Raw genomic sequence first — 25,046 nt, forward strand, 5'->3', positions numbered from 1 at the left:
TCCTTTCATATTAATTAAAACAATAATTAATCTTCAGATTCATCGGATTCATCATCGTCTTCATACTCGCCGTCTTCATCTTCGTAGAAGTGACTGTTTTCAAAAGACTCAACTTCATCAGTTGAAATTGTTCTGATTCCAATATTTGCAGTTCCAGTTTGTTCTATTAGTTCCTTTAATTCATCATCGTCTGACTTTGTATTATTATCATCGATGTTATCAATCTTTGTTAGTTCATCTTCATCAACTTCAAGGTCAACTTCATTGCCCCTTTCATCAAGAACTTGAATTTCAAGAGCTAGTGCTTGAAGTTCTTTAATTAGAACCTTAAAGGATTCAGGAACTCCTGGTTGTGGAATGTTTTCGCCCTTAACAATAGCTTCGTAAGTCTTAACACGACCAACAATGTCGTCAGACTTAACTGTAAGCATTTCTTGAAGAGTATGGCTGGCACCATATGCTTCAAGAGCCCAAACTTCCATTTCTCCAAATCTTTGTCCACCGAATTGTGCCTTACCTCCAAGAGGTTGTTGTGTAACAAGGGAGTAAGGTCCAGTAGAACGAGCGTGGATCTTTTCATCAACCAAGTGGTGAAGTTTCAACATATACATGTAACCAACTGTTACAGGGTGGTCGAATTCTTCTCCAGTTCTACCATCTCTTAGTTGAATTTTTCCATCTCTAGAATATCCAGCTTCTTCAAGTGTATCGAAAATGTCATTTTCATTAGCACCATCAAATACCGGTGTGGCAACGTGCCATCCAAGTTTTTTGGCAGCAAGTCCCAAGTGAACTTCTAGTACTTGTCCAAGGTTCATACGAGAAGGAACCCCTAGTGGGTTAAGAACAATTTGGATTGGTGTACCATCTGGCATGTAAGGCATGTCTTCCTTAGGCATAACCCTAGAGATAACACCCTTGTTACCGTGACGACCACACATCTTATCTCCAACTTGAATCTTTCTCTTTGTAGCAACAAAGACTCTTACCATTTCGTTAACGCCTGGTTGAAGTTCGTCTCCGTCAGACCTATTAAATGTCTTAACGTCAACAACAATTCCTTGTTCACCGTGAGGAAGTCTAAGGGAAGTATCTCTTACTTCTCTTGCCTTTTCGCCAAAGATTGAACGAAGAAGTCTTTCTTCTGCAGAAAGTTCAGTTTCTCCCTTTGGAGTTACCTTACCAACTAGTATATCTCCTGGTTTTACTTCTGCACCAATTCTTATAATACCTCTGTCGTCAAGATCCTTTAACATGTCTTCCCCAACATTAGGGATATCTCTTGTAATTTCTTCAGGTCCAAGTTTTGTATCTCTTGCTTCTGATTCATATTCTTCAATGTGAAGTGAAGTTAACACGTCGTCAATAACAAGTTCTTGACTTACAAGCATAGCGTCTTCGTAGTTATATCCTTCCCAGTTCATAAAGGCTATTAGGATATTTTTACCAAGAGCCATTTCACCTTGGTCTGTACTTGGTCCATCGGCAATGATTTCTCCTGCTTCTACAAGGTCGCCTTCCTTAACAATAGGTCTTTGGTTAATTGTAGTTCCTTGGTTACCACCCATAAACTTGTGAAGTTTATAAGTGTCAATTCCCTTGTCAGATTCTCTTTCCACTTCAATGTGAACAGAGTCAACTTTTTTGATTTTACCCTTGTTCTTAGAAACAATTACAACACCGGAGTCCTTTGCTGCCCTGTATTCAATACCGGTTCCAACAACAGGAGCCTCAGTCTTTAATAGAGGTACTGCTTGACGCTGCATGTTGGCACCCATTAGGGCCCTGTTGGCGTCGTCGTTTTCCAAGAAAGGAATCATGGAAGTACCTACAGCAACAATTTGTTGAGGAGAAACGTCCATGTAGTTTACATCTTTAATGTCGAAAATATCGGCATTACCGCCATGACCTCTGGCAGCAATCCTATCTTCAACGAATCTATTATTTTCATCAAGTCTTTCGTCAGCTTGAGCAATGATTTGTTCGTACTCAACATCGGCAGTTAGATAATCTATTTGATCAGTTACAACTCCGTTAACAACCTTCCTATATGGAGTCTCAATAAAACCATAGTCGTTTATTCTTGCGTAAGTTGTAAGGGAAGTGATAAGTCCAATGTTTGGACCTTCTGGTGTCTCAATAGGACACATTCTTCCGTAATGTGAGTTATGGACGTCACGCACTTCAAATCCAGCCCTATCTCTGCTCAACCCACCAGGTCCTAGTGCAGATAACCTTCTCTTGTGAGTTAATTCTGATAGAGGATTATTTTGGTCCATAAATTGTGAAAGTTGTGAAGAGCCAAAGAATTCTTTTATGGCTGCTGTCACAGGTCTAATATTTATAAGTGATTGTGGAGTTGTTGCATCAACATCTTGTACAGTCATCCTTTCACGGATAACTCTTTCCATTCTTGAAATACCAATCCTAAATTGGTTTTGAAGAAGTTCTCCAACAGATCTAATTCTTCTGTTTCCAAGGTGGTCAATATCGTCAACGGATCCCACGTTATTCATAAGTCCAAATTGATAATTTATACCAGCGATAATATCGTCGATTAAAATATTTTTTGGAGATAATTCTTTATGAGCCTTTACTAGCTCTTCCTTAAACTTTTCTGTGTCTTCAGAATATTCTTCATAAAGTTCATCGAAAAGTGGTCTATAAACTTTTTCTTTAAATCCAAGTTCTTCCATGTCGAAGTCTAGTTCATAGGCATCGACAAAAGTGAAGTTGTTACCTATTACTATTGTATTTTCACTTGCGTGTTCATAGTTTTCATCAGTTTTTACTAGAACTTGGTTAACACCAGCTGCTTCAATCTTTTCAGCCTTTGCCCTGTTTAGTAGTTCGCCAGCTTCTGCTAAGATTTCCCCAGTCATTGGGTCAACTATGTCTTCAGCAGGAATATTACCTTCAAGTCTTGCAGAAATTCCAAGCTTCTTGTTGAATTTATATCTACCAACCTTAGCAAGGTCATATCTTCTGTCATCGAAGAACATATTCTCAAATAATGATTGAGCTGAATCAATAGTAGGTGGTTCACCTGGTCTTAATTTTTTATAAATTTCAAGTAAAGCTTCACTCTTATTAGTAGTAGTATCTTTTTCAAGTGTCTTTAATACAGCTTCACTTTCTCCAATTACGTCCATGATCTCTTGGTTAGATTCAACTCCAAGGGCTCTTAATAAAATAGTAATTGGAATTTTTCTTGTTCTATCAATTCTTACATTGATAACGCCTTGAGCATCGGTTTCAAATTCAAGCCAAGCTCCCCTATTTGGTATAAGCGTTGCCGAATAGATTTTCTTACCCGTCTTGTCTCTTTCTTCCTTATAATATGCTCCTGGACTTCTTACGAGTTGTGAAACAACTACACGTTCTGCCCCATTTATTACAAATGTGCCAGTTGGTGTCATAAGCGGAAGATCGCCCATAAAGACTTCTTGTTCCTTAACTTCGCCAGTTTCACTGTTGATAAGTCTTACCTTTGCCTTTAATGGCGCAGAGTAATTTGTGTCTCTCTGTTTAGATTCGTCTATATCATATTTGATATCCTCAGATAAATGATAGTCAACAAATTCTAAAATTAAATTTCCAGAATAATCCTCGATAGGAGATACGTCATCAAAAACTTCTTTCAATCCTTCTTCAATCAACCATTTGTATGAAGAAGTCTGCACGTCAAGAAGATTTGGAAGTGACATAACTTCGTCTACACGAGAAAAACTCATTCTCTCACGTTTCCCATATTTAACAGGATGTACCATTAATTTTCTCACCCTAGCCTTTCAAATGAGTGTATCCAATTAGAGTCCAAATCACCACTCTAATTATTATTATGCAAATAGGTATTTTATCATTATTATTGACACTTTGCAAGTTATTTAAACAAAAAAATCCTGCCAAAAGGCAGAATTCTTTTTTTAAAGTCTAATATAAGCGTAGCCTTCGTTTTGAAGTCTTACGATTTTTGTAATAACTAAATCTTCAACTTTGATTTCTGAAGGAATTAGTTCTGGTGTAAGTTTGTTTTCTTCAAGTGCTTTTTTACCGATTGTAATATTAACCTTAGGGTTTCCCATTACTCCATGGAAGTCAACTCCTGAATATCTGTTAAATAATGCAGCAGCTTTTGACATTGCAATTATTTCAACTTGGATGTCTTCAATGTTATCTAATAAGTCTCTTACGTTTGATATTACAGAAGACCATTTGTCTTGTTCTACTACGTGAAAAATTACCTTCATATTTATCACTCCTTATTGGTTAATATTTTACACTAATAAAGAGAAAAAGGAAAGCTTATTGAAGAATTTCCTACTTTTTAAAAACTAACTTTAATATTTCTCTAACTTCATCAACTCTTAAAAGAATAAGAAGGATAAGATAAATTCCACCAGCTACTATTATAGAAAGAAGAAGAGATAAGTTTATGCTTAAACTTCTTGTAAGAACTTCATAAACCAATCTTGATCCAAGAGCCATAGCTAGGGAAGCAATTGTGATTTTTATTAAGTTCATCAAAAGTTTTTTGTCAAATACATTTCCAATTAACCTAATTGATGAAAAATACATTGCAAGAGCTCCCACAATAAAAGAAATTGAAGTTGCAAGGGCAATCCCCCTTATGCCCATAAGCTTTGAAAAAAGTAGTGCAAGGGCTACATTTATTCCAAGTATAATTACTGAATTATAAACTGGAGTCTTGTTGTCGCCTAGAGAATAAAAAGCTCTCGAAATAATTTCACGAACGCCAATACCTATTACACCAAAGGCAAAGAGAGATAAAACTGTGGCAGTTATCTTTGCATCTTCAACAGAAAATTCTCCCCCAACGAATAAAAGATTTACAATTGGGAAGGAAAAAACATAAAGTCCAAAAGCTGCAGGCACAACTAAAATTATCATGCTGGAAAGTCCTTCAGATAAGGAGGACTTTAAGTTAGCTAAGTCCTTTTTGGATCCAAACTTGGCAAGCTTAGGATAAGTTGCAGTGATAATTGAAGTTACAACAATTCCCGTTACAAAACTTTGTAACTTGTAGGAGTAATTTAAAATTGATATCCCACCGGCATAGGCTCCCGATGCAATGGATCTTGAAATCATAAAGTTTATCTCAATAGCAGAAGTTGAAATCAAAATTGGAATAATAGAAGTAAATAACTTCTTCATGTCCCCATTAAAATCAATTGTTAAGGAATGTTTGTAGCCAAGCTTCTTAATTGGCCTAATAAAAATCCCATATTGAAGGACAAAGGCAAGAAAAATTCCCACTGCAAGATAATTTATCCCCATCTTGTAAGCAAGCCCCATAGAAATAATAATTATAATATTCATAATAATTGAGTGAAGGACAGAAATTACAAATTTTTCATGAATTTGTAAGTAGGCCTTATAAATAGAACTCACTGCAGTGACAGCAATTGATAACATAGCAACTCTTGATACAAATATTGCTAGCTCAAGCTTTTCTCCAGAGAAGCCTTCAGCCATTAACTTGACAAGAGGTCTTGCGAAAATAATAGAAATAATTGTAACAAGGGCAAAGGCAATAAAAATTATGTTTGATAAATTAGCAGTGAACTTATCAGCAAATTTTTTGTTCTCCCTCTCCCTTATGGAGTCGTACATAGGTATGTAGCCATTGGCAACAGCACCGCTAATAACATTTGTAAAAGTCATGGGAAGTTGGAAGGCAATTAAAAATATATCTGCCACCATGCCAACACCAAAGAAGTAGGCAAGGGCCTTCTCCCTCAAGAGTCCAAAAACTTTTGAAAGGATTGTAATTATCATAAGTATATAAGAAGTCTTCATTTTTTCTCCTTTAAATAAAAAAACTTGGGTTAAACCCCAAGTAATTATATAGTTATTTAATTTCATTTACAAGCTCACTTCTATTGATTAATTAAAAATTATTTGCTAGACAAGGATTTAAAATTCATTTCGAGTATAATCGAAAGTCTTGATTGTTTTTGTGATTGCTTATGAGCTCAATTACTATACAAATAAAAAAGCCTTGAGTCTAAACTCAAAGCTTGTAATCTTATATTAAACTGTTAATAAGCATAGCGAGTGGAAAAATTATAATTAACAAAAAATTTAATATCCCAAACAAAACTGACTTCTCTTTGATTGCGAAGATAAGACCAATAAGTCCTATGATCCTACAGATAAATAAACTTGTAAGACCTGTAGGTCTTAGGTTTGTAAAATTTTCAAAAAGATCTACTGGCAGCATATAAGAAATTATAAAAACTCCTATGCCAAGGAAAAATAATAATTTGCTAATATTCTTACTCATGATTAGCTCCTAGTCAAATCCTCTTATCAAATCAATGGTATCAATTTTTAGAATATTTTTCAAAGATAAGTTGTAGATTAATATATTTATACCATAAATCAAAATGGCAAAAGCAATGAAGTACTTATATTCAAAATAGGATAATAAAATTTTCATATCCATTGTTGGCGAAATTTTTGCAATTATAAATAAAGCAGCAAAGCTTACTGTTAAAACTATTGCCAGAGATTTTATTTCTTCTAAGATAAAATCTCTTGTGTACTTATATTTTAGTTCTTCCTCATCTATTCCACAAGACATTAAAGAACCAATTTCTTTTTTTCTTGCCATTAAACTTAAATTAATAGAAGAATATCCATTAGTTATGTTTAAAATTAAAATTATACTTGCTATAGAAATTATCATAAGGCCAAAAGTTTTTACATCTTTCATGCGATTTGCCTCTGCATCTTTGCTTGTAGTTAAATTATAAGTTTCATTGTAGGCAATGGATGAATCTAATCTCTCTTTAACTTCATTCTTTATATCGTCTAACTTATTTTCATCAACTTGCATTGATAGTTCATAGGTGTTTCTTCTCAAGTCATTATTGTTTTTTAAATAATATTTATTCCATTCATCTAATAATTTAAAATATGTTTCAAAATCAACATATAAATTCACATAAAAAGGTAGTCTTCTTTGCCTAAAGTCCTTTGTGTCATCGATTAATTTATCTACTTTGATTGAATAATTGTAATCTTTTTTCTCTGTTATAGAGTAATTTAAACTATTTATGTTTTTAAAATATTTTGTTGTTTCTGATCCATCAATGGGTGCATTTGGATTGACTTGGACCCTATTTAATAGCAAAACCTCTCCCTTTTTACCACCTATTTTTTCAAAAGTTTGGTCATCTAAAGCCGTTATAATTCCGTCGAGATAAAAATCTTCGTCATTATCATAATATTTACGCATTTTGTCATCTAAATTAAGAGACCTAAACTCATCTGAATAATTTTGCTCCTTACTAAGAGAAATATATTTTTCAGTTGAAAGAAAAGCTCTGTCATTTTCTGTAGTATTTATTATGTCTTTTAAGACATCTGGAATCCCTGCTTCATTTGAATGGATCAGTATGTTAATATTCGTATTATAAGTGTAAGTGTTCTTCAGCCTATTGTACTTTGCCATAGAAAAAACTATCAAAAAAATTGAGACAATTATCATTCCAATGGCAGAAATATATCTCTGAGAGGAAATAGTTTTTAAATTATTTATCTTTAATTCCTTCCAAATATCTTTATTTCTCTTTAGCTTTCTATTTTTGTCATTAAAGTTGCCTTTTATACCATCAATTATATTTATCTTTGCAATTTTTTTAGCTGGAGCAAGTATTGCTATTAAAATTATAAAAAAGCAAATTAATAAAACTACAAGTGAAAGGCTTGGCGAAAATTCTATATACTTGTACTTTTCCTCTTCCTCTACAATCCTTTGAAGACCAAGATAGAGGAGGTTGATTCCCCCATATCCGAAAACATGTCCCATAACTATTGGTAGAAGTGAAATTTTTAATCCATCTTTTAAAAGCAATTTATAAATTTGATAATCTGTTGAACCAATGGACTTGTACATTGAAATTTCTCTTATCTTTCTTAGTCCCCAAACTGTAAAAATATTTTTTATAAAAAATATAAAAATAAGGATTGTAGCAAATATTAAAATAGAGTCTACAATCACCTGCCTATTTTGTTGTAAAAGACTTCCATCAACATTATAGTAATCTTTCATTATTTCGCTAAATTCTAGTTCTACTTTATCTTTATTCAAGGCAGATGCAAGATCTTTTTCTAAATTTTCTTTATTATTGTAGGCTTTTCTAAAATTATGAAATCTTACAAAGCTATTAGTTTTTGCATCCTTTGGTATGACAGTAGAAGCATAAAAAATCTTCATATTCTCATTGTAAAGATTTCTTGTGAGACCACTTATTACATATTCTTTGCTATCTTTTCTTATAAATTCCTCATCTTTAGTAACACTTGAAACTGCTTTTATTTGTTTTCCATCAACCAATCTATTTCCAAATTCTACTTTTATCTTATCGCCAATTTTTAAATTTTCTTTTTTTGCAAGACTTTTTGGTATGGTAATTTCATTATCTTTTGCAGCAAAGCTTCCCTCTTTTAATATACTATCTTCTAACATCTTGTTAAAACCCTGGTCTATGTAATTTACCACTAAGACATTTTGAGATAGCTTGGCAGAATTATTTTCTACTGCAACTTCTCCCACTTCTTTAATATTCTTTATTTCCTTTAGTTTACTTGATTCACCAGAAACTGTATCAGACATAATTTTAGCATCATAAATTGATCTGTTCCTAAAATATTCATAATCAAACTTATTATTTACATATCCAATGTAAACACAAAATGTAAAGAAAATTGCAGTTATAAAAAGTGAAAGTGAGATTGAGATATTTTTCTTATTCATTTTTCTCATCTCCCACTACTTTCCCATCCACTATTGTTATTACTCTTTCTGCTTCTAAAGCTATGGACTCGTCATGGGTGATTACTATAATTGTCTGTTTTAAAGTCCTATTAAAATATTTTAAAATTTCAATTATTTCTCTTGAATTCTCTCGGTCTAGGTTTCCCGTTGGCTCATCAGCAAGTACAAGGGATGGAGAATAGATAAGACTCCTTGCTATGGCAACCCTTTGTTGCTGACCTCCCGATAGTTCACTTGGAAAAGAATCCAGCTTGTCCTCTATGCCAAGTTTTCTAACAATATCCAATAGGACTTCATTATTAATTTTTCTCTTATCAAGCTTTATGGGCAACTCAATGTTATGCCTAACTGTTAAGTTTGGAATTAAATTATAAAATTGATAAATTAATCCTACTTTCCTCCTCCTAAAAAGTGCTAATTCTTTTGACGTATATTTCGAGATATCATTGCCGTCTATAAATATTTTCCCTGAACTTGGATTGTCCACACCACCCAACAAGTGAAGAAGTGTTGACTTGCCTGATCCACTTGGTCCAACAATTGCAATAAATTCTCCTTTTTCTATTTTTAAATTAACATCATCAATTGCTCTTACAAGATTTTCTCCACTTCCATAAATTTTTGATAAATTTTCAACTCTAACAATTTCCATATGTACCTCCCTCTATTTGTATCAATAATAAAGGGTTAAAATGACTTTTAAGTGACATTGTAAAATTTAATTTTAAAAATCGCACCATCCTTACCATTTTTTACAGATATATCTCCATTGTTCGCCTCAACAATAGATTTTGCCATGGCAAGGCCAATGCCAAAGCCCTTAGAGTCAGGACTCTTGTAAAATCTTTCAAATATTCTTTTGAGGTTTTCTTCTTTAATACCTCCACCATCATCTTTAATTATTATCTCTGTGTAAATTGGATTTTTATTTGTAGAAATTTTAATTTTTGTAAGTCTATCAAGGCTTAAGGCATTCTTAATAATATTTATTAGGGCTTCTGAGATCCAATAGTAGTCGACTTTTATCTCATAATCTTCGTAGTCACAAATAATTTTTACCTTTTTCTCATCAATTGATTTCCTCAAAATGTCCAAAACATAGTCAATTATTTCTGAAATCAAAACTTCCCTCTTCTCCATCTTGTCTATATTTGCATCAAGACTAGATATCTTTAACAAAATGTCAGCAAGAGAGTTAAGCCTTTCTAGTTGAAGCTCAAGCCCTTCAATCTCTTTTTTATTATCTTCAGTCTTATCAATTGTTTCCAAGTCAAAAAACATTGAAGTGATTGGAGTTTTTATTTGATGGGCAATATCTTCTAGGTTTTGAGTTTGCTTTTTTGAATTTTTCTCCACTAATTCTCTAGCTTCAACAAGTTCTATAAAAATTTTATAAATCTTGTCTTCCAGTATTGAAAAGTCATCTTGGATCATGGGAATGGAATAGTTCTTTTCTCCCAACCTATCTATAAGATTTTCCAACTCCTCAATTCTTTTCTTTTGTCTTTTCTTTAAAAAATAATATAATGCCAATAAGCTCACAGGGTAAAATAAATAAATCATCAGTCCATCCTATAACCTATTCCACGAATTGTCTTAATAATATCTCTGTCACTTTTATCTCTTATTCTTTTAACAGTAGCAGTAAGTGTATTATCGTTGACAAACTTCTCTCGCCTATCCCAAAATCTTTCCAGTAAAAAGTCCCTAGTAAAAATTCTATTGGGATTATTTATAAATAATTTCATCACTTCAAATTCTAATGACGTTAAATCTAGTTTTTTATCTTTATAATAAAAGCTTCCTTCCTTATTATTTAGGACCAGGTCTTTAAAGCTAATAAAATCATCTTTAACGAGAGCAGTCCTAAGAGTTTTATCTATTCTCGCTCTTAAGATGGGGAGCTTAAAGGGTTTTGTAATGTAATCGTCGGCTCCATTGTCTAGGGCCCTAACAATAAATTTCTCATCGTTTTTTACTGTTGTGATTATTACCCTAACATTATTTTCTCTCAAAGTATTCATCAAGTTGATTCCATCTCTATCAGGCAAATTTATATCTAAGATTGCCAAGTCAAAAGAATTATTTATTTTTATCTTTGCTTCTTCAAAACTTTTACAAGTTTCTACTTTAAAATCATTTTTTGACAAGTAAGACTCAATACCACTTGATAAAATTTCATCGTCTTCTATTAAAATTATTTTCTTCATTTAATCACCTACCACTATCTTGTAAACAAATTCTATCACACTTTGGTTTTTAAAAGAATTCCTAATCATTTTGGGTTCTTTTAAATCTTCACAAGAAAAAAGCACCAGCTTCTGCCAGTGCTTGTGTTTTAAAAATTTTATTCTGTGAATTCTTTTGGATCGATTTCAACAAAATTTATGCTGCCCCTTGAGACAATTTTCATCTCGCCAGTTAGTTGGTAAATCCAATTTGATATAAAGGGCTCGTGAGATACTAAGATATAGTTTCCATCTTGGTCTAAAGTTTTTAATATATCTTTTATCCTTCCACCTGCAAGATAGTCCTTGACTTCAAAATCAGAATCTAAGTGTTTTGCCAAAATCTCTGCAGTTTCCTTTGCCCTTTCAAGAGGTGAAGAATAAATCTTGTAGGACCTCTTGTCTTCTAACCTATTGGCAAAGGCCTTAAAGGAATTTTCTAACTTAACCCTTCCTATTGTTGTCAACTTTCTCTTGAAGTCATCTTCAGCATAAATTTCTGCTTCCCCATGTCTTATAAAGTAAATTTTCATTTTCTATCAATGTTGTAGAAGGCAGCAAAGCCAGGATAAATTGCTAAGTCGCCTAGTTCGTCTTCAATTCTTAGAAGCTCATTGTATTTTGCAACTCTTTCAGATCTTGCTGGTGCTCCAGTTTTTATAAAGCCAGCGTTAGTTGCAACTGCAAGGTCTGCAATTGTTGAGTCTTCACTTTCTCCTGACCTGTGAGAAATAATTGCAGTGTAGTTGTGTCTCTTTGCAAGTTCTATGGAGTCAAGAGTTTCTGTGATTGTTCCAATTTGATTTAGTTTAATTAGGATTGAGTTTGCAGATTCCTTTTCAATCCCTTCTTGAAGTCTCTTTGTATTTGTTACGAAGAAGTCGTCGCCAACTAATTGAACTTTGTCTCCAATTAAATCTGTAAGGTGCTTCCAACCTTCCCAGTCGTCTTCGTCAAGTCCATCTTCTATAGAATAAATTGGGTATTCATTTACTAATTCTTCATAGAATTTTGAAAGTTCTTCTGATGTGAACTCACGACCTTCTCCTGCAAGAATATATTTTTTCTTGTCCTTGTCATAAAATTCTGAAGCTGCAGCATCAATTGCAAGTACAATATCCTTGCCTGCTTGGTAGCCTGCTGCTTTTACAGCGTCAAGTATGCAATCAAAGGCTTTTTTGTTTGACTCAAGATTTGGTGCAAATCCACCTTCGTCACCAACACCAGTTGAAAGTCCCTTGTCCTTTAAAACTTTTTTAAGTGCGTGGTAAACTTCTGCGCCCATCCTAAGAGCTTCTTTAAAAGTTTTTGCTCCTACGGGCATAATCATAAACTCTTGGATGTCTACGTTGTTGTCAGCGTGTTCGCCACCATTGATTATATTCATCATTGGGATTGGCATAGTCTTTGCATTAACTCCACCAAGGTATTGGTAAAGTGGAAGCCCAGCTTCATTTGCTGCTGCTCTTGCAACTGCAATAGATACACCAAGGATTGCATTGGCTCCAAGATTACCCTTGTTTTCACTTCCATCAAGTTCAATAAGCATCTTGTCAATGCCAAGTTGGTCAAAGCAGTCAAAGCAAATTAATTCTTCGGCAATTTTTTCATTTACATTTTCAACTGCCTTTTCAACTCCCTTGCCATTGTATCTTTCTTCTCCGTCACGAAGTTCTACTGCTTCGTGGATACCAGTTGATGCACCGCTTGGCACAATTGCAGAACCAAAGCCGCCATTAAGTGTTCCAACTTCTACTTCAACTGTTGGGTTTCCCCTTGAATCAAGGACTTCTCTCGCATAAACGTAATCAATTAAACTCATAATTCCTCCTAAATTTAAATAAATTTCTAGTAAATTCTATTAAAACAAAGACTTGCCAGTCATAAGTTCTGGATGATCTAATCCCATAATTTTTAAAATTGTTGGTGACAAGTCACAAAGAGCTCCACCTGATCTTAATTCTTCATCCCTATTAAATAAAAATAGGGGAACAAGGTTTGTGCTGTGGCTTGTGACAACATTGCCTTCGTCATCAATCATGTATTCACAGTTTCCATGGTCTGCAGTGATTATTGCTGCCCCATCCTTTTCTTTTAAGACCTTTAAAATTCTTCCAAGGTCATGGTCCACAGTTTCAACTGCCTTTATGGCTGCCTGCAAGTCGCCAGTGTGACCAACCATGTCTGGGTTTGCAAAGTTTAAAATTATTAGGCCATACTTGTCCTTTTCTAAACTTTCAATTACCTTATCTGTAACTTCATTGGCAGACATTTCTGGCTTTAAGTCATAGGTTGCAACCTTTGGAGATGGAACTAGGATTCTGTCCTCGCCCTCAAAAGGCTTTTCACGTCCCCCGTTAAAGAAAAATGTAACGTGGGCATATTTTTCTGTCTCTGCAATCCTAAGTTGCTTGATTTTATTTTTTTCAAGAACTTCTCCCAGAGTATCCTTTGGTATCTCGTCCTTAAAGGCAACAAATTTATTTTTTATTTCCTTGTCATACTCTGTCATTGTAACAAGGACTGTCTTAATTTTTTCTCTTTCAAAACCTGCGAAGTCATCATCAACAAGAGCTCTTGTAATTTGTCTAACCCTATCTGGTCTAAAGTTAAAGATAATTACTGAGTCCTTATCCTTAATTTCAGAACCCTTTACAAATTTGGCAGGTTCTAAAAATTCATCTGTAACATCTTTATCATAAGATGACTTTATATAAGAAAGAATGTCATCTTCAGTGAAGTCCACATCACTTACTAGGTTGTCGTAATATTTTTTAGTTCTTTCCCACCTCTTGTCACGGTCCATGGCATAGTACCTGCCAGAAATTGTGGCAATTTTTCCATTTCCAACCTTTTCGATTTCTTCTTGAAGTTCTCTTATATCATCAAGGGCTGCGTGAGGAGAAACGTCACGTCCATCAGTAATTGCGTGGATGTAAGTCTTTTTTATTCCTTCTTCCTTCATGAGTTCTATTAGGGCCTTTAGGTGGTCAAGGTGGGAGTGAACTCCTCCCTTGGACACAAGTCCAATGAGGTGAAGGCTTGAATTATTTTCTCTGGCATTGTCTATTGCCCTTTTAAATTCGGGATTCTTAAAAAATTCTCCTGACTTAATTGACTCAGTAATTTTTGTCAGGTTTTGATAAATAACTCTACCTGCTCCAATATTTAAGTGACCAACTTCGGAATTTCCCATTTGACCATGAGGAAGCCCAACATATTCTTCGCTAGCATATATTTCTGTGTGAGGTGAAGTTTTGTAAAGTTCATCAAGAACTGGAGTCTTGGCAAGTTTAACTGCGTTGCCAATTTCGCTTTCATTTATTCCAAATCCATCTAGGATTATTAACATTGTTGGCTTCATAGACTTTCACCAGCTTTTATAATTTCAATAAAGTCACTAGCCTTTAGGCTTGCACCACCAACAAGGACCCCATCAATATTTTCCTTGGATAAAATTTCTCCTGCATTTGATGGCTTAACAGATCCACCGTAGAGGATTCTTGTTTTTTGAGAAATTTCTCCATATTTTTCATCAATTATATTTCTTATTTCCCTACACATCTTCTCTGCATCTTCTGATGAGCAAGTTTTTCCAGTTCCAATTGCCCAAATAGGTTCGTAGGCAATAGTAACCTTTTCTATCTTTTCAACTCCATCAAGAGAATTTAAAAGTTCTTCTCTTACAAATTCAACTTCCTTGCCTTCCTCTTTTATTTCAAGAGATTCTCCTAGACAAAGAATTACTGATAAATCATCTGCAAGAGCTTTTTTTACCTTGGCATTTATAATCTCGTCGCTTTCCAAAAATTTTTCTCGTCTTTCAGAGTGACCGATTATTACATCTTCTACACCAATGTCTTTTAACATAGTAGTTGAAACTTCGCCAGTGTAGGCTCCATCGTCAAACTGAGACACATTTTGTCCAGCTACTTTTATTTCATCTTTTAAGTTTTTTCTTAAACTTTCTAGACTTACAAAACTTGGTGCAAGAAGAACGTCAACCTTATTAAATTCAAATTCATTTATTTCTTTTGCAAATTCAAGGGCCTCGGAAGAAGTCTTGTTCATCTTCCAATTTCCACAAATGTATTTTCTTCTCATGCTTCTTCAACTGCCTCGATACCAGGAAGTTTCTTTCCTTCTAGCATTTCAAGACTTGCTCCACCACCAGTTGAGATGTGAGTTAGCTTGTCTGCCACTCCTGCCTTTTCAACAGCAGCAACAGAGTCCCCACCACCAACGATTACTGTGGCATCAAGCTTAGCCAAAATTTTTGCAAGTTCAATAGTTCCGTGAGAGAATTCTTCAATTTCAAAAACTCCACAAGGTCCATTTAAGACTACAGTCTTTGCCTTAGAAAGAGATCCCTCAATGTCCTTTAAACTTTCTTTTCCAATGTCGAGGATCATGTCATCTTGACCAACATCTTCCACGTCTTTTAAAGTTCCCTTGGCATTATCAGATAATTCTGGAGCAACGATTACGTCCTTTGGAAGAATTATTTCAACATGATTTTCTGCTGCCTTTGCCATAATTTCTCTTGCAAGGTCTAGCTTGTCATCTTCTACAAGAGATTTTCCAACTTCAAGTCCCTTGGACTTTAAGAAAGTATTTGCCATGGCACCAACAATTACTAGGACGTCAACTTTTTCTAGTAGGTTTTCAATTACTCCAATCTTGTCAGAAACCTTTGATCCACCAAGGATTGCTGCAAAAGGTTTTTCTGGATTTTTAAGGGCATCTTCAAAGTATTTAATTTCTTTTTCAACAAGAAGACCTGCACAAGATGGTAAAAATTCTGTCACACCAACATTGGATGCGTGGGCCCTGTGAGCAGTTCCAAAGGCATCATTTACAAAGATGTCGCCAAGTGATGCAAGCTTCTTTGCAAAGTCAGGGTCGTTTTTTTCTTCGCCCTTAACAAATCTTAAATTTTCAAGTAGAGCAATTTCTCCACTTTTAAGATTTTTAACTTCTTCTATAACTTTTTCATCAACAACTTCCTTTGAAGGAATGAATTTTACATCCTTCTTTAAAAGTTCAGCAGCTCTCTTAGCAACAGGAGCAAGAGAAAACTCTTCCTTGTACTCTCCCTTAGGTCTACCTAGATGACTCATAAGGACTACTTTTGCGCCATTTTCTACTAAATAATCAATAGTTGGGATGGCCTTAATAATTCTGTCGTCGCCAGTAACCTTGCCGTCTTTTAGGGGAACGTTAAAGTCCACCCTAACAAGGGCAGTTTTATCATTAAAATCAAAATCTCTAATAGTTTTTTTCACATTACACCTCTTATTTTCGATTTATTACGTCAAATTATCACTTAAATTATACCATAAATTGTTGAGAGTTGAAGTTCCACAGAAGCTTTATGAATATAAATAAAAATATAATTTTTCTTAAGTCATGTGCTATTAAAAAGTAATAAGTTTTTTATTGAGCTATAAGTTTTTATTGAGCTATAAGTTTTTATGAACTTACAAATTTTTATGAACTTGCAAACTTTTATTAAGTCGCAAACTTCTACTAACTTGTAAATTATTATTAGCTTGTAAACTTTTACGAACTTGTAAATTTTTGCTTAATTATAAAAATTAAAGGCAGGTTGATAAAATAATCACCTGCCTATCTTAGCTAAATATATTCTTAAATTATTACTTTTATAACCATCAAATCGCTATCCTCAAGAGCCTTAAGAACATAGATTTCATGAGAATCCATTGTGATTATATCACCTGGGATTATTATCTGGTTTCCCTTCTTTTCCTTAAAATCTAACTTGCCCTTATAAATTACAAGTACTACACTTTTATCTGGCTTGTGCCTTGGTATTTCTTCGCACTTTTTGATTTGTAGGCGAGTTATTTGTAAATTACCCTCATCCACCAAATGCTCAAATTTGCCGTCTAAAATATTCGCAATTATTTTTTAATATTTTTTCTCATTGTTGATGACCATTACCATAAAAAATTGGTATACAATAAATTTTTACAAACACAATTTATCTCAGATTTTTTACAATTTTCTTTAACTCAGGCAAGACCTCCTCTATAAAAAAAGGATTTTTTGCTATCCACCTGTTGTTTAGAGGACTTGGGTGGACTATTGGAAAATATTCTGGCAAAAATTCTTTGTAAGATTTTACTGTTTCAGTTAAATTTTTCTTAAATTTATCCTTCAAATAAAACTTTTGAGCATAGGCTCCTATCAAAATGGTTAACTTTATATCCTTCAATTCATTTAATAATAGTGGATGGTATTCTTTTGCAATAAAAGATCTAGGAGCCTTGTCGCCCGATTTTCCCTTTCCAGGATAATAAAAATCCATTGGAATTATAGAAAAATCTTCACTATGGAGGACGTCTTCCGATATACCCAACCATTTGACAAGATTTTCCCCACTCTTATCATTAAATAAAATACCAGTTTCTTCAACCCTTTCCCCAGGAGCTTGCCCAATTATCAAAATTTTTGATTTTGGATTTAGCTGGAATATTGGGTTAATTCCTCTATTTGTGTAGATTTCATTTCTGCGATCTTCTCTTAATTTTTTAATAATGAGTTTTTCTTTCATAATTCTGCCATCACTTTCATTAGAATTAGAACCTTACCAAGCTTTAGGACAAGTAACAATTTTCGTAAAAAATCTATTCTTAGCCTAGTAAAACTTTCAACTTATGTAAGATTATTACCCATTTTTGTCTTGACTCTCATCATGAATTGCATAATCTACTATCATTCCTTGTGATATTAGATTTTCTTTTATAAATCTTTCAATTATGCTTTTGTCTTTGTTGCTTCTTCTAGTAGGATTTTTATTTCTTCATCTGTTAGTTCTTCTGCATTTTCTATAAGGCTCTCTAAGATTGGTCTTCTTGTTATTAGCCTATGAGTTCTTTCTTTTTTTCTTTTTACTGTGTTTTGTTTTAATATCTTTTGTTCTTGATTTTTTAGTTGCCTTAATCTTTCTTCTGTATCGTCAATTTTATCATTTATTTCTTTTGACTCTTGTCTTATTTGTTCTGAATCTTTCATATAACACTCCTTTCCTGTATAAAAAAAGACGATAAAGATACCATCTTCCCGTCTTTAGCTTTACTCTCGACTTAAATATTAGATTTAAAATATTAATTTAATACTATCATCTCCATTTTGGTATGAAAAAAGCACCTACCAATGTAGATGCTAAAATTTATTTTTTTCTTTCTTCAATGAGTTTATTATATTCATCTTCTAGTTTTTTTCTCTCCTCTTTAGGTAACTCCATTGCTAGTCTAGAACTTATGGAAGATATTCTAAAATCAAGTAATAAACTATTTCTATCCTTGCCATTTATTGTCTTGTTATTTCTACTTTTATATTGTGATAAATTACCTTTAAAACTTTTGATTCTTTTATCTTCTATAATTAAAAGTGTATCTGCTAGATTATTTATAAACTCCTCATCATGACTTACAAATATAAATGGTCTATCATAAGATTTCAATAGATTTTCTAAACTTTCTATTGCTCTTATATCTAAAAAGTTTGTTGGTTCATCAAAAATAAGATAGTTAAAGTTAGAAGTTAATATTTTAGCCAGTTTTACCTTTGCTTTTTCTCCATCACTTAAAATACTTACAATCTTGTAAACATCATTAGTCTTAAATCCTAATCTTGCAAGAACAATTCTTGTCATTGTTTCATCATATATAGACGTATTTATTACATTTGCTAAGATATCAATGTCTTCTTCTAAAATATCACTCATTTGACTAAAATAACCTATTTTAAGATTTGGATGCACCCATACATTTTCTTGATTGAGAATCATATTTAAAAGGGTGGTTTTTCCACTTCCATTTTCTCCTATAAGAGCTGTTTTTGAATTATTTTTTATTTGAAAGTTGGATTTTTCAAATAAAATCTTATTTCCGAACTCTTTCTTTAGATTTTCTCCTCTTATCAAAACTTTAGAGTGGAGTTGTTTATTATCTGGAATGGATAGTTGTATTTCTGTTTCTTCTTTAGGTTTTTCTTTTACTTCTAGTTGATTTATTCTGGATTCTACAGATTTTACTTGTTTATCTAGTTTTTTCTTGTTTTCTTGACCGCCCATCTTATGGAGTCTTGCTTCTGAGTTTCCCATCCTTTTAGGAGTGGTCCTTACTTTTGATGATTGATCTTTTATATTTATAGCTAAATTTTCAAGTCTTCTTTTTTCTTTTATATAATTTGAATACTCTTTTTCTTTAAACTTAAGTCTTCTCTCTCTTTCTTCAAGATAGAATTTGTAGTCCCCATTATATTCTTCAATTTTTCCGTTCTTTAATTCTAAAATCTTTTTACAAGTTCTATTTATGAAATCACGATCATGGGAAATTAGAAGATATCCTACTTTTCTTGAATTTAGCTTTTCTATAAGTTCTTCTTTTTGCTTTAAGTCTAAGTGAGATGTAGGCTCGTCGATTAATAAAAATTTAAAACTATCTGATAATAGGTCTGTTAGCTTTAATCTTTGCTCTTCGCCGGGACTATAGTTGTCATTAGCCCTTAACTGTGATTTAGAGTAGATTTCATCAGAAAAGTATTTGACTTTACTGTCATAATTTAATAAATAACCCAGTTCTCTATCCACTCTTACTTGACCAGTACAGTCTTTATCTAAGCCTAATATTATTCTTAAAAGAGTAGTTTTACCCGTTCCATTCTCACCTATTAAGGCTATCTTATCATTTTCATTTATTGATAAGCTATCAATTTTAAATAGCTTTCTATCTTGTAAAGTTTTTATTAAGTTTTGTATATATATCATAAATCCTCCTATGCTTTTTTGAGAGGATTTCTTTTCCTCTCTTAGTTACTTAGAAAACTATTTGTATTAATCATTTATCTGTACCTCCTAATACTATTTTTATAATATATACCCCATTCAGAATACTAAAATCCCTCTATTTTATTATACAAAAAGTATTTTTATCCTAATATTATTTCATAATCTTATAATCAGACTGTTCGTATTTATTTTTCTTAATTTCCTTTCATTATTCTTAGTGTTTCTTTAAATTCTTTTGTCTTTGTTGCTTCTTCTAATAGGATTTTTATTTCTTCATCTGTTAGTTCTTCTGCATTTTCTATAAGACTTTCTAAGATTGGTCTTCTTGTTATTAGCCTATGAGTTCTTTCTTTTCTTTTTTTTACTATGTCTTGTTTTAATATCTTTTGTTCTTGAATTTTTAGTTACCTTAATCTTTCTTCTGTATGGTCAATTTTGTCTTTTATTTCTTTTGACTCTTGTCTTAATTGTTCTAATTTTTTCATATAAATCTCCTTTCTTGTATTAAAAAAGACGACTAGTTTTTACTTTTCTAATCGTCTTTTTTCTAAATGTTATACATTTCTATATTACATTTTAGTTTTACGTTTTCTATATATCTTTCCATGTAATCCCAATCTGGAATGTTATAACTTTTTGTTTATCTTTTTTATCATATTTTTCTCACAAAGATAAAAGATGTAGCCAGATTCTTAGATGATCATTTCGCCATGAATGTAAACCAAGAAACTCTTGAAAAAATATCTACAATGAGCGGGACTAAATTAAAAAATCTATTCAAAGAAAAATATGGTCAGAGCATTACAGAATACACCCAAAGAAAAAGAATGAATGTAGCTGAAACTCTTCTCTTAAATACCAAACTTCCTATAAAAGAAATAGCTCAATCTGTTGGATACTCATCCCATAGCAAATTTTCCATTTATTACAAAAGATACAAGGGAAAACTTCCTAGTGAAGTTCGTAATTTGACTTGCGACCACCACAATTTAAATTGTGATTGCAGTGATTAAACTAATTTTTTATACGCCTTTATCTTATATGAATTTGCATGTATAGATATTTGTATAGGAATGGTTCTAGTCTTGTTTTTTAGATATGCTCACATTAATTATATTGAAGTTTCTTTCGCTTAAATTTCCCTCTAACCTATCTTCATATAACTGTTCATGGCTTCTATCTATTTCTGATAATTGGTTTTTTTAAGCTACAGCCCCTTAAAACAAATAGCCAAGAAGTCGAATTGAACATTACAAGTTATGAATTTCTAGTTAAACCAAAACGGTCAGTAAATATGCCAAAATTAGGCTCACGAAAAAGAAGATTATAATTTTTGCAATCTGACTTTTCCCATTAAAACCAAAATTATCATAACCCTTAGCACCAACCGTCTCTGGGTAAACTTTAGTCGGCAATTTTAACTTGGTAAGCATGAGATAATCAAAAAAGATAATATCAAAAAGCTTATATCCTTCAAATAGTATTAAAAATCTAACAAAGGCTTGCTGAAAAGTTAAACTAAATTTTACTGTATCAACAATTGCCCAGCCTAGAACGGCTGCAATGGCTAGCAATCCAAGTATCATGATAAGTCCGCCGATTATATTGATCCAAATCGGTTTATCTGGCAACTTACTCATCATAACTTTGATATCATCGGGTGCACCGAAATGCTTCGAGCCAAATTTCGGTATAATAAGTATAAAATTCACCATCATAATTGATGCTGTTAAGCAGATGATGAGTAACATTCCAAGTGTTTTCATCAATTTAGTTCACCTCCTCTTTATCTTATTATTCTAGGTGTTTTTTTAAATTCTTTTGTCTTTGTTGCTTTTCTAGGATTTTTATTTCTTCATCTGTTAAATCTTCTACATTTTCTATAAGGCTTTCTAAGATTTCTCCTATTGTTATGAGCCTATAAGTTCTTTCTTTTCTTCTTTTTATTATGTCTTGTTTTAATATCTTCTTTTCTTGATTTTTTAGTTGTCTTAATCTCTCTTCTGTATCTTCTATTTTAGTTTTCTTTAAATTGATTTTATTGTATAGCTTAATAATTCTATTAATCCAATTATAAAAATTAAACTGGGATTCATACCAAACCCCAGTTTCATAATTATCATGTTCTTTTAATATAATTTTGCTCCTGCTGGGATTTTGTCCTCTAGCATTACAAGATTTAATAATTCTTCGCCGTCGTAATCGCATACTGCTGATAGAAGCATACCGCAAGAGTCCACTCCCATCATCTTTCTTGGTGGAAGATTTGTTATAGCAACAAGAGTCTTGCCAATTAATTCTTCTGCTTCATAAAAGTTTTTGATGCCTGATAGGATTGTCCTATATTCTCCTGATCCATCATCAAGTGTAAACTTAAGAAGTTTTTTAGATTTTGGAACTTCTTCACAGTTCTTAACTTTTACAACTCTGAAGTCAGATTTTGAGAAGGTATCAAAGTCTACCATGTCTTCAAATAGAGGTTCAACCTTTACCTTTGACATGTCAAGCTTTACACTTGTCTTTTCATCTGCAGCCTTGTTAGCTTTTATTTCAGCAACTTCAGCTCCAAGTGGTTTCATTGTTGGGAAAATCCCCTCTACCTTAGATAATTGTCTAAATCTCTATAAAAGTCTATTTTATGGTACTTCTCCATTTACGACAATTTGCTAACTCTCTATAAGTGCCTATAGATTTCTAGCAAATTGTCGTAAATTTGTCGTAAGTTGTCGTAAATTCTAAAATATAAATTTCATTGCTTTTTCAAATTCTCCCATCTGTTCTATCTTAAAATCTTCTGTTGCATCTACATATATATCCATTGTTGTACTAATATCAGAATGACCTAGAATAGACTGCATTGCTTTTGTATTTATATTTTGTTCATTAAGCCTTGTAGTAAAGGTGTGTCTGAAAATGTGATTGCTTAAATGTGGAACTAATAGAATATCATTAGAGTTCGATTTATTTTTATCCATTATACTTAAATTGCAATCTCTAACAATTCTTCTTAAAGCTTTGTTAAGTGTTCCATTATTGTGAACCTTTCCGAATCTATTTAAAAATACAAAGTCTTTAAATCCATCGATTGAATCACAACATTCGATTCCAAAAGTCTTTTGTAACTCTCTTTCCATAAGAAAAGCATTTTTCACTTTTTGAACCATAGGAATACTTCGCTTACCTGATGCTGTCTTCGGTGTATTAATAGCATATCTATTGTTTAATCCTTTACCTTTACTATAATATACCAAAGTCCTATTTACATTTATAAGACCATTATCAAAATCTAGATCGTCCCATTGCAATCCTGTAACTTCTCCAACTCTCATTCCCGTCCAAAGCATAACAATGAATATTGGATACCATTTTTTATATTCATCACTATTAGATAAATATTCTTCAAATAGCACCTGTTCTTCTATTGTCATGGCTTTTTTCTTCGGAGATTCATTTCGATAAGCTACTTTCAGTTCCTTTAAAGCATTGTCAGACGGATTAAACCTTATATATTCGTCATCCACTGCTAATTCTAAAACTTGATGTAAGACAGTATGAACACAATCTATGGTAGAAACCATCAATCCTTGATCTTCCTTTAATCTGTTATAAAAACTTCTAACATCAGATCTTTTAATATCAGATAGTTTAATACGACCAAAAGTAGGTTCGACAAATTGTTGATACATATAGATGTAATTTTTAAAGGTATTATCTTTTAAACCTCTTTTTACCTTTGTCCATAGCTTAAAAGTATCATTTACAGATAAGCTACTTCCTTCGTTGTTGATTCCATCTATAGTATTGCGTAAAATATCTAATTCCTTTTCTCTTAATTCTTTTAGAGTTTTCGCATAGATAGATTTTCTACGACCTATTTTGTCTTGCCACTTAAATTCATAAGTGCCATTTGACCTTTGATATTCACCGTCTTTTAAAACAATCCCTTTACTATCTTTGCGTCTTTTTACCATAAAAATTCTCCTTTTTTGATAAAAGACACGCTATAATTATTATACCGCATTAAGCGTGTTTTATATATAGTTTTAGATTAAATAGAGAACTGTCTATTTAAATATTCTTCCATTAATTTTTTCTTAATAAGACGCTTACTTCCATTAAATAATACAAAATCGCAATCATTTTCATCCGTTAATTGTCTAACTTTATCTTGACCAATATTAAAATATTCAGATGCTTCTTTTAATGTTAGAAATGCTTTCTCAGAAACACGAATACCTTTTATATTTTCGTTAATCATAAATCCTCCAAATAATATATTTAAAATGTTTATTTTAATATTTTTAAAGTTTTTTGACATTGACAAGTGCCTTGGATTAGCAACATAGGAATCTCACCTCCGCCTCTGTTCAGGATGAGCCGGCTTCAACCTTAGAAGTATCATTATCCTCATTTTCTTCTTAGCGGATAGGGTATCCCTCCCTATATTCAAACTCTTACTTATCGCTCCCTTTCTTCTTCCCTTGCTTTTTTCTTAGCAGTACTTGTTTTGCCGAATTATTCAGCAGAAAGATCTTGGCGGATAGGTTATTACGCTCCAAAAATGATTAATGTCTTGTCTTGGTCTATTTAATTGTTATGGTTCAAGTATTGTTTAAATTTCTTTTAAAATAGAAAGAGGACAAAACTCCCCTCACTTTATAAAGGAAAATTTGCCCTCTTTGGTAACCAGAAACTATATTTCTTCTATAAATTTCTTTAGTTTTTCTAAAATCTTATCTCGCCTTTTTATTAAAGCAGGATGTGATATATTTTGAGTCTTTGCTACTGCACGAAGTGTTTCATCATTGAAATATAATCTTTCAATTATTTCCCGTTCCTCCTCATTTAACTTTGACATAGAATTTCTTAGTGCTTCAATCATCATTTGTGTTGCGACAACTTTTTCTACATCAACATTTTTATCTTCTAGATTATTTTCAAAATTCCCGTCATGATCCAATGATGAAAAAAAGAGCAAGTGGTTTTTCTTGTCCACCTGCTCTAAATACTTTTCATGTTCTTTTTCTCGCCAGTAGACTTTATATATCTGCTCGCTGACTTTAACCCTTTGTCCATTGACATAAAGGTAATATTCTTTTGGCATTTAATTTCCTCCATTTCTTTTTTTGTCTGCGTTTTTAGACAAAAAAAGGAGGACTCCTGCATCTTGGCATAAAAAGTCCTCTTAAATGAA

Annotated in this window: 21 protein-coding genes and 4 pseudogenes; 1 reads left to right on the top strand and 24 read right to left on the bottom strand. The window is 32.6% G+C overall.

Annotation, left to right across the window (positions count from 1 at the left end; translation table 11 throughout):
- Positions 1 to 26 precede the first annotated feature (26 nt).
- From rpoB to M9426_RS02005, 18 genes and pseudogenes are all read right to left on the bottom strand, one after another.
- Positions 27 to 3,770, bottom strand: coding sequence for a DNA-directed RNA polymerase subunit beta (rpoB, locus tag M9426_RS01920; protein WP_250342621.1), 3,744 nt, complete (start codon positions 3,768 to 3,770; stop codon positions 27 to 29).
- Positions 3,771 to 3,926: 156 nt separating this feature from the next.
- Positions 3,927 to 4,250 carry a DsrE family protein gene (locus M9426_RS01925; RefSeq protein ID WP_040541316.1) on the bottom strand — a complete coding sequence of 108 codons (324 nt, stop codon included), beginning with the start codon at positions 4,248 to 4,250 and terminating at the stop codon, positions 3,927 to 3,929.
- A gap of 70 nt (positions 4,251 to 4,320) precedes the next feature.
- A complete protein-coding gene (gene murJ, locus M9426_RS01930; protein WP_250342286.1) occupies positions 4,321 to 5,820 on the bottom strand; it encodes a murein biosynthesis integral membrane protein MurJ in 1,500 nt (499 codons plus the stop codon).
- Between the two features lie 229 nt (positions 5,821 to 6,049).
- The gene (locus tag M9426_RS01935) at positions 6,050 to 6,307 is read right to left on the bottom strand and encodes a hypothetical protein (RefSeq protein WP_148466219.1); all 258 of its coding nucleotides are present in this window, start codon (positions 6,305 to 6,307) and stop codon (positions 6,050 to 6,052) included.
- A gap of 9 nt (positions 6,308 to 6,316) precedes the next feature.
- A complete protein-coding gene (locus M9426_RS01940; protein ID WP_250342287.1) occupies positions 6,317 to 8,785 on the bottom strand; it encodes an ABC transporter permease in 2,469 nt (822 codons plus the stop codon).
- On the bottom strand, positions 8,778 to 9,458 hold the full coding sequence (locus M9426_RS01945) for an ABC transporter ATP-binding protein (protein ID WP_148466217.1): 681 nt from the start codon (positions 9,456 to 9,458) through the stop codon (positions 8,778 to 8,780). Before M9426_RS01945 ends, M9426_RS01940 begins: the two co-directional genes overlap by 8 nt.
- 47 nt (positions 9,459 to 9,505) lie before the next feature.
- Positions 9,506 to 10,369, bottom strand: a complete 864-nt coding sequence (locus tag M9426_RS01950) for a sensor histidine kinase (protein WP_148466216.1) — start codon at positions 10,367 to 10,369, stop codon at positions 9,506 to 9,508.
- Entirely contained in the window at positions 10,369 to 11,016 is a 648-nt protein-coding gene (locus M9426_RS01955) for a response regulator transcription factor (protein WP_250342288.1), read from the bottom strand. The genes M9426_RS01950 and M9426_RS01955 overlap by 1 nt, the downstream gene beginning before the upstream one ends.
- Before the next feature lie 137 nt (positions 11,017 to 11,153).
- Positions 11,154 to 11,567, bottom strand: a complete 414-nt coding sequence (locus M9426_RS01960) for a SixA phosphatase family protein (RefSeq protein ID WP_250342289.1) — start codon at positions 11,565 to 11,567, stop codon at positions 11,154 to 11,156.
- Entirely contained in the window at positions 11,564 to 12,856 is a 1,293-nt protein-coding gene (gene eno / locus M9426_RS01965) for a phosphopyruvate hydratase (protein ID WP_250342290.1), read from the bottom strand. The genes M9426_RS01960 and eno overlap by 4 nt, the downstream gene beginning before the upstream one ends.
- 39 nt (positions 12,857 to 12,895) lie before the next feature.
- A complete protein-coding gene (gpmI, locus tag M9426_RS01970) occupies positions 12,896 to 14,398 on the bottom strand; it encodes a 2,3-bisphosphoglycerate-independent phosphoglycerate mutase (RefSeq protein ID WP_250342291.1) in 1,503 nt (500 codons plus the stop codon).
- A complete protein-coding gene (tpiA, locus tag M9426_RS01975) occupies positions 14,395 to 15,138 on the bottom strand; it encodes a triose-phosphate isomerase (protein ID WP_250342292.1) in 744 nt (247 codons plus the stop codon). Before tpiA ends, gpmI begins: the two co-directional genes overlap by 4 nt.
- Positions 15,135 to 16,319 carry a phosphoglycerate kinase gene (locus M9426_RS01980; RefSeq protein WP_250342293.1) on the bottom strand — a complete coding sequence of 395 codons (1,185 nt, stop codon included), beginning with the start codon at positions 16,317 to 16,319 and terminating at the stop codon, positions 15,135 to 15,137. The genes tpiA and M9426_RS01980 overlap by 4 nt, the downstream gene beginning before the upstream one ends.
- A 364-nt stretch (positions 16,320 to 16,683) precedes the next feature.
- On the bottom strand, positions 16,684 to 16,923 hold the full coding sequence (locus M9426_RS01985) for a cupin domain-containing protein (protein ID WP_250342294.1): 240 nt from the start codon (positions 16,921 to 16,923) through the stop codon (positions 16,684 to 16,686).
- 115 nt (positions 16,924 to 17,038) lie between these two features.
- A complete protein-coding gene (locus tag M9426_RS01990; protein ID WP_250342295.1) occupies positions 17,039 to 17,611 on the bottom strand; it encodes a uracil-DNA glycosylase family protein in 573 nt (190 codons plus the stop codon).
- Positions 17,612 to 17,814: 203 nt separating this feature from the next.
- Positions 17,815 to 18,072 carry a DUF3847 domain-containing protein gene (locus M9426_RS01995; protein ID WP_250342296.1) on the bottom strand — a complete coding sequence of 86 codons (258 nt, stop codon included), beginning with the start codon at positions 18,070 to 18,072 and terminating at the stop codon, positions 17,815 to 17,817.
- A 157-nt stretch (positions 18,073 to 18,229) separates the two neighbouring features.
- Entirely contained in the window at positions 18,230 to 19,831 is a 1,602-nt protein-coding gene (gene abc-f, locus M9426_RS02000; RefSeq protein ID WP_250342297.1) for a ribosomal protection-like ABC-F family protein, read from the bottom strand.
- A gap of 215 nt (positions 19,832 to 20,046) precedes the next feature.
- Positions 20,047 to 20,337 (bottom strand): annotated as a pseudogene (locus M9426_RS02005) (DUF3847 domain-containing protein).
- A 186-nt stretch (positions 20,338 to 20,523) separates the two neighbouring features.
- On the opposite strand from M9426_RS02005, the pseudogene M9426_RS02010 reads away from it, so the two are divergent.
- Positions 20,524 to 20,865 (top strand): annotated as a pseudogene (locus M9426_RS02010) (helix-turn-helix domain-containing protein); the annotation flags it as partial.
- Between the two features lie 258 nt (positions 20,866 to 21,123).
- Here the strand turns inward: M9426_RS02010 and M9426_RS02015 are convergent.
- The 6 genes and pseudogenes from M9426_RS02015 to M9426_RS02040 all read right to left on the bottom strand — a co-directional run bounded on the left by M9426_RS02015 (position 21,124) and on the right by M9426_RS02040 (position 24,956).
- On the bottom strand, positions 21,124 to 21,618 hold the full coding sequence (locus M9426_RS02015; RefSeq protein ID WP_250342298.1) for a hypothetical protein: 495 nt from the start codon (positions 21,616 to 21,618) through the stop codon (positions 21,124 to 21,126).
- 20 nt (positions 21,619 to 21,638) lie between these two features.
- Positions 21,639 to 21,919: pseudogene (locus tag M9426_RS02020) on the bottom strand (DUF3847 domain-containing protein).
- A 62-nt stretch (positions 21,920 to 21,981) separates the two neighbouring features.
- Positions 21,982 to 22,443, bottom strand: a pseudogene (locus M9426_RS02025) (lysine--tRNA ligase); the annotation flags it as partial.
- A gap of 144 nt (positions 22,444 to 22,587) precedes the next feature.
- Entirely contained in the window at positions 22,588 to 23,823 is a 1,236-nt protein-coding gene (locus M9426_RS02030) for a site-specific integrase (protein WP_250342299.1), read from the bottom strand.
- A 77-nt stretch (positions 23,824 to 23,900) separates the two neighbouring features.
- Positions 23,901 to 24,110 carry an excisionase gene (locus M9426_RS02035; RefSeq protein WP_250342300.1) on the bottom strand — a complete coding sequence of 70 codons (210 nt, stop codon included), beginning with the start codon at positions 24,108 to 24,110 and terminating at the stop codon, positions 23,901 to 23,903.
- A gap of 435 nt (positions 24,111 to 24,545) precedes the next feature.
- The gene (locus M9426_RS02040; protein WP_250342301.1) at positions 24,546 to 24,956 is read right to left on the bottom strand and encodes a sigma-70 family RNA polymerase sigma factor; all 411 of its coding nucleotides are present in this window, start codon (positions 24,954 to 24,956) and stop codon (positions 24,546 to 24,548) included.
- Between the last annotated feature and the right edge of the window lie 90 nt (positions 24,957 to 25,046).

The sequence above is a fragment of the Peptoniphilus genitalis genome, assembly GCF_023614525.1.
In the GTDB taxonomy this organism is placed as follows: Bacteria; Bacillota; Clostridia; order Tissierellales; family Peptoniphilaceae; genus Peptoniphilus_A; species Peptoniphilus_A genitalis.

Excerpts from the sequence above, each read along its gene's own strand:
- gpmI (WP_250342291.1), bottom strand. The coding sequence starts at position 14,398 with ATGAAGCCAACAATGTTAATAATCCTAGATGGATTTGGAATAAATGAA.
- M9426_RS01945 (WP_148466217.1), bottom strand. The coding sequence starts at position 9,458 with ATGGAAATTGTTAGAGTTGAAAATTTATCAAAAATTTATGGAAGTGGA.
- M9426_RS01935 (WP_148466219.1), bottom strand. The coding sequence starts at position 6,307 with ATGAGTAAGAATATTAGCAAATTATTATTTTTCCTTGGCATAGGAGTT.
- M9426_RS01940 (WP_250342287.1), bottom strand. The coding sequence starts at position 8,785 with ATGAATAAGAAAAATATCTCAATCTCACTTTCACTTTTTATAACTGCA.
- M9426_RS01955 (WP_250342288.1), bottom strand. The coding sequence starts at position 11,016 with ATGAAGAAAATAATTTTAATAGAAGACGATGAAATTTTATCAAGTGGT.
- murJ (WP_250342286.1), bottom strand. The coding sequence starts at position 5,820 with ATGAAGACTTCTTATATACTTATGATAATTACAATCCTTTCAAAAGTT.
- M9426_RS01995 (WP_250342296.1), bottom strand. The coding sequence starts at position 18,072 with ATGAAAGATTCAGAACAAATAAGACAAGAGTCAAAAGAAATAAATGAT.
- M9426_RS02030 (WP_250342299.1), bottom strand. The coding sequence starts at position 23,823 with ATGGTAAAAAGACGCAAAGATAGTAAAGGGATTGTTTTAAAAGACGGT.
- M9426_RS01950 (WP_148466216.1), bottom strand. The coding sequence starts at position 10,369 with ATGATTTATTTATTTTACCCTGTGAGCTTATTGGCATTATATTATTTT.
- M9426_RS02015 (WP_250342298.1), bottom strand. The coding sequence starts at position 21,618 with ATGAAAACACTTGGAATGTTACTCATCATCTGCTTAACAGCATCAATT.
- M9426_RS01960 (WP_250342289.1), bottom strand. The coding sequence starts at position 11,567 with ATGAAAATTTACTTTATAAGACATGGGGAAGCAGAAATTTATGCTGAA.
- abc-f (WP_250342297.1), bottom strand. The coding sequence starts at position 19,831 with ATGATATATATACAAAACTTAATAAAAACTTTACAAGATAGAAAGCTA.
- rpoB (WP_250342621.1), bottom strand. The coding sequence starts at position 3,770 with ATGGTACATCCTGTTAAATATGGGAAACGTGAGAGAATGAGTTTTTCT.
- M9426_RS01925 (WP_040541316.1), bottom strand. The coding sequence starts at position 4,250 with ATGAAGGTAATTTTTCACGTAGTAGAACAAGACAAATGGTCTTCTGTA.
- M9426_RS02040 (WP_250342301.1), bottom strand. The coding sequence starts at position 24,956 with ATGCCAAAAGAATATTACCTTTATGTCAATGGACAAAGGGTTAAAGTC.
- M9426_RS01990 (WP_250342295.1), bottom strand. The coding sequence starts at position 17,611 with ATGAAAGAAAAACTCATTATTAAAAAATTAAGAGAAGATCGCAGAAAT.
- tpiA (WP_250342292.1), bottom strand. The coding sequence starts at position 15,138 with ATGAGAAGAAAATACATTTGTGGAAATTGGAAGATGAACAAGACTTCT.
- M9426_RS02035 (WP_250342300.1), bottom strand. The coding sequence starts at position 24,110 with ATGATTAACGAAAATATAAAAGGTATTCGTGTTTCTGAGAAAGCATTT.
- eno (WP_250342290.1), bottom strand. The coding sequence starts at position 12,856 with ATGAGTTTAATTGATTACGTTTATGCGAGAGAAGTCCTTGATTCAAGG.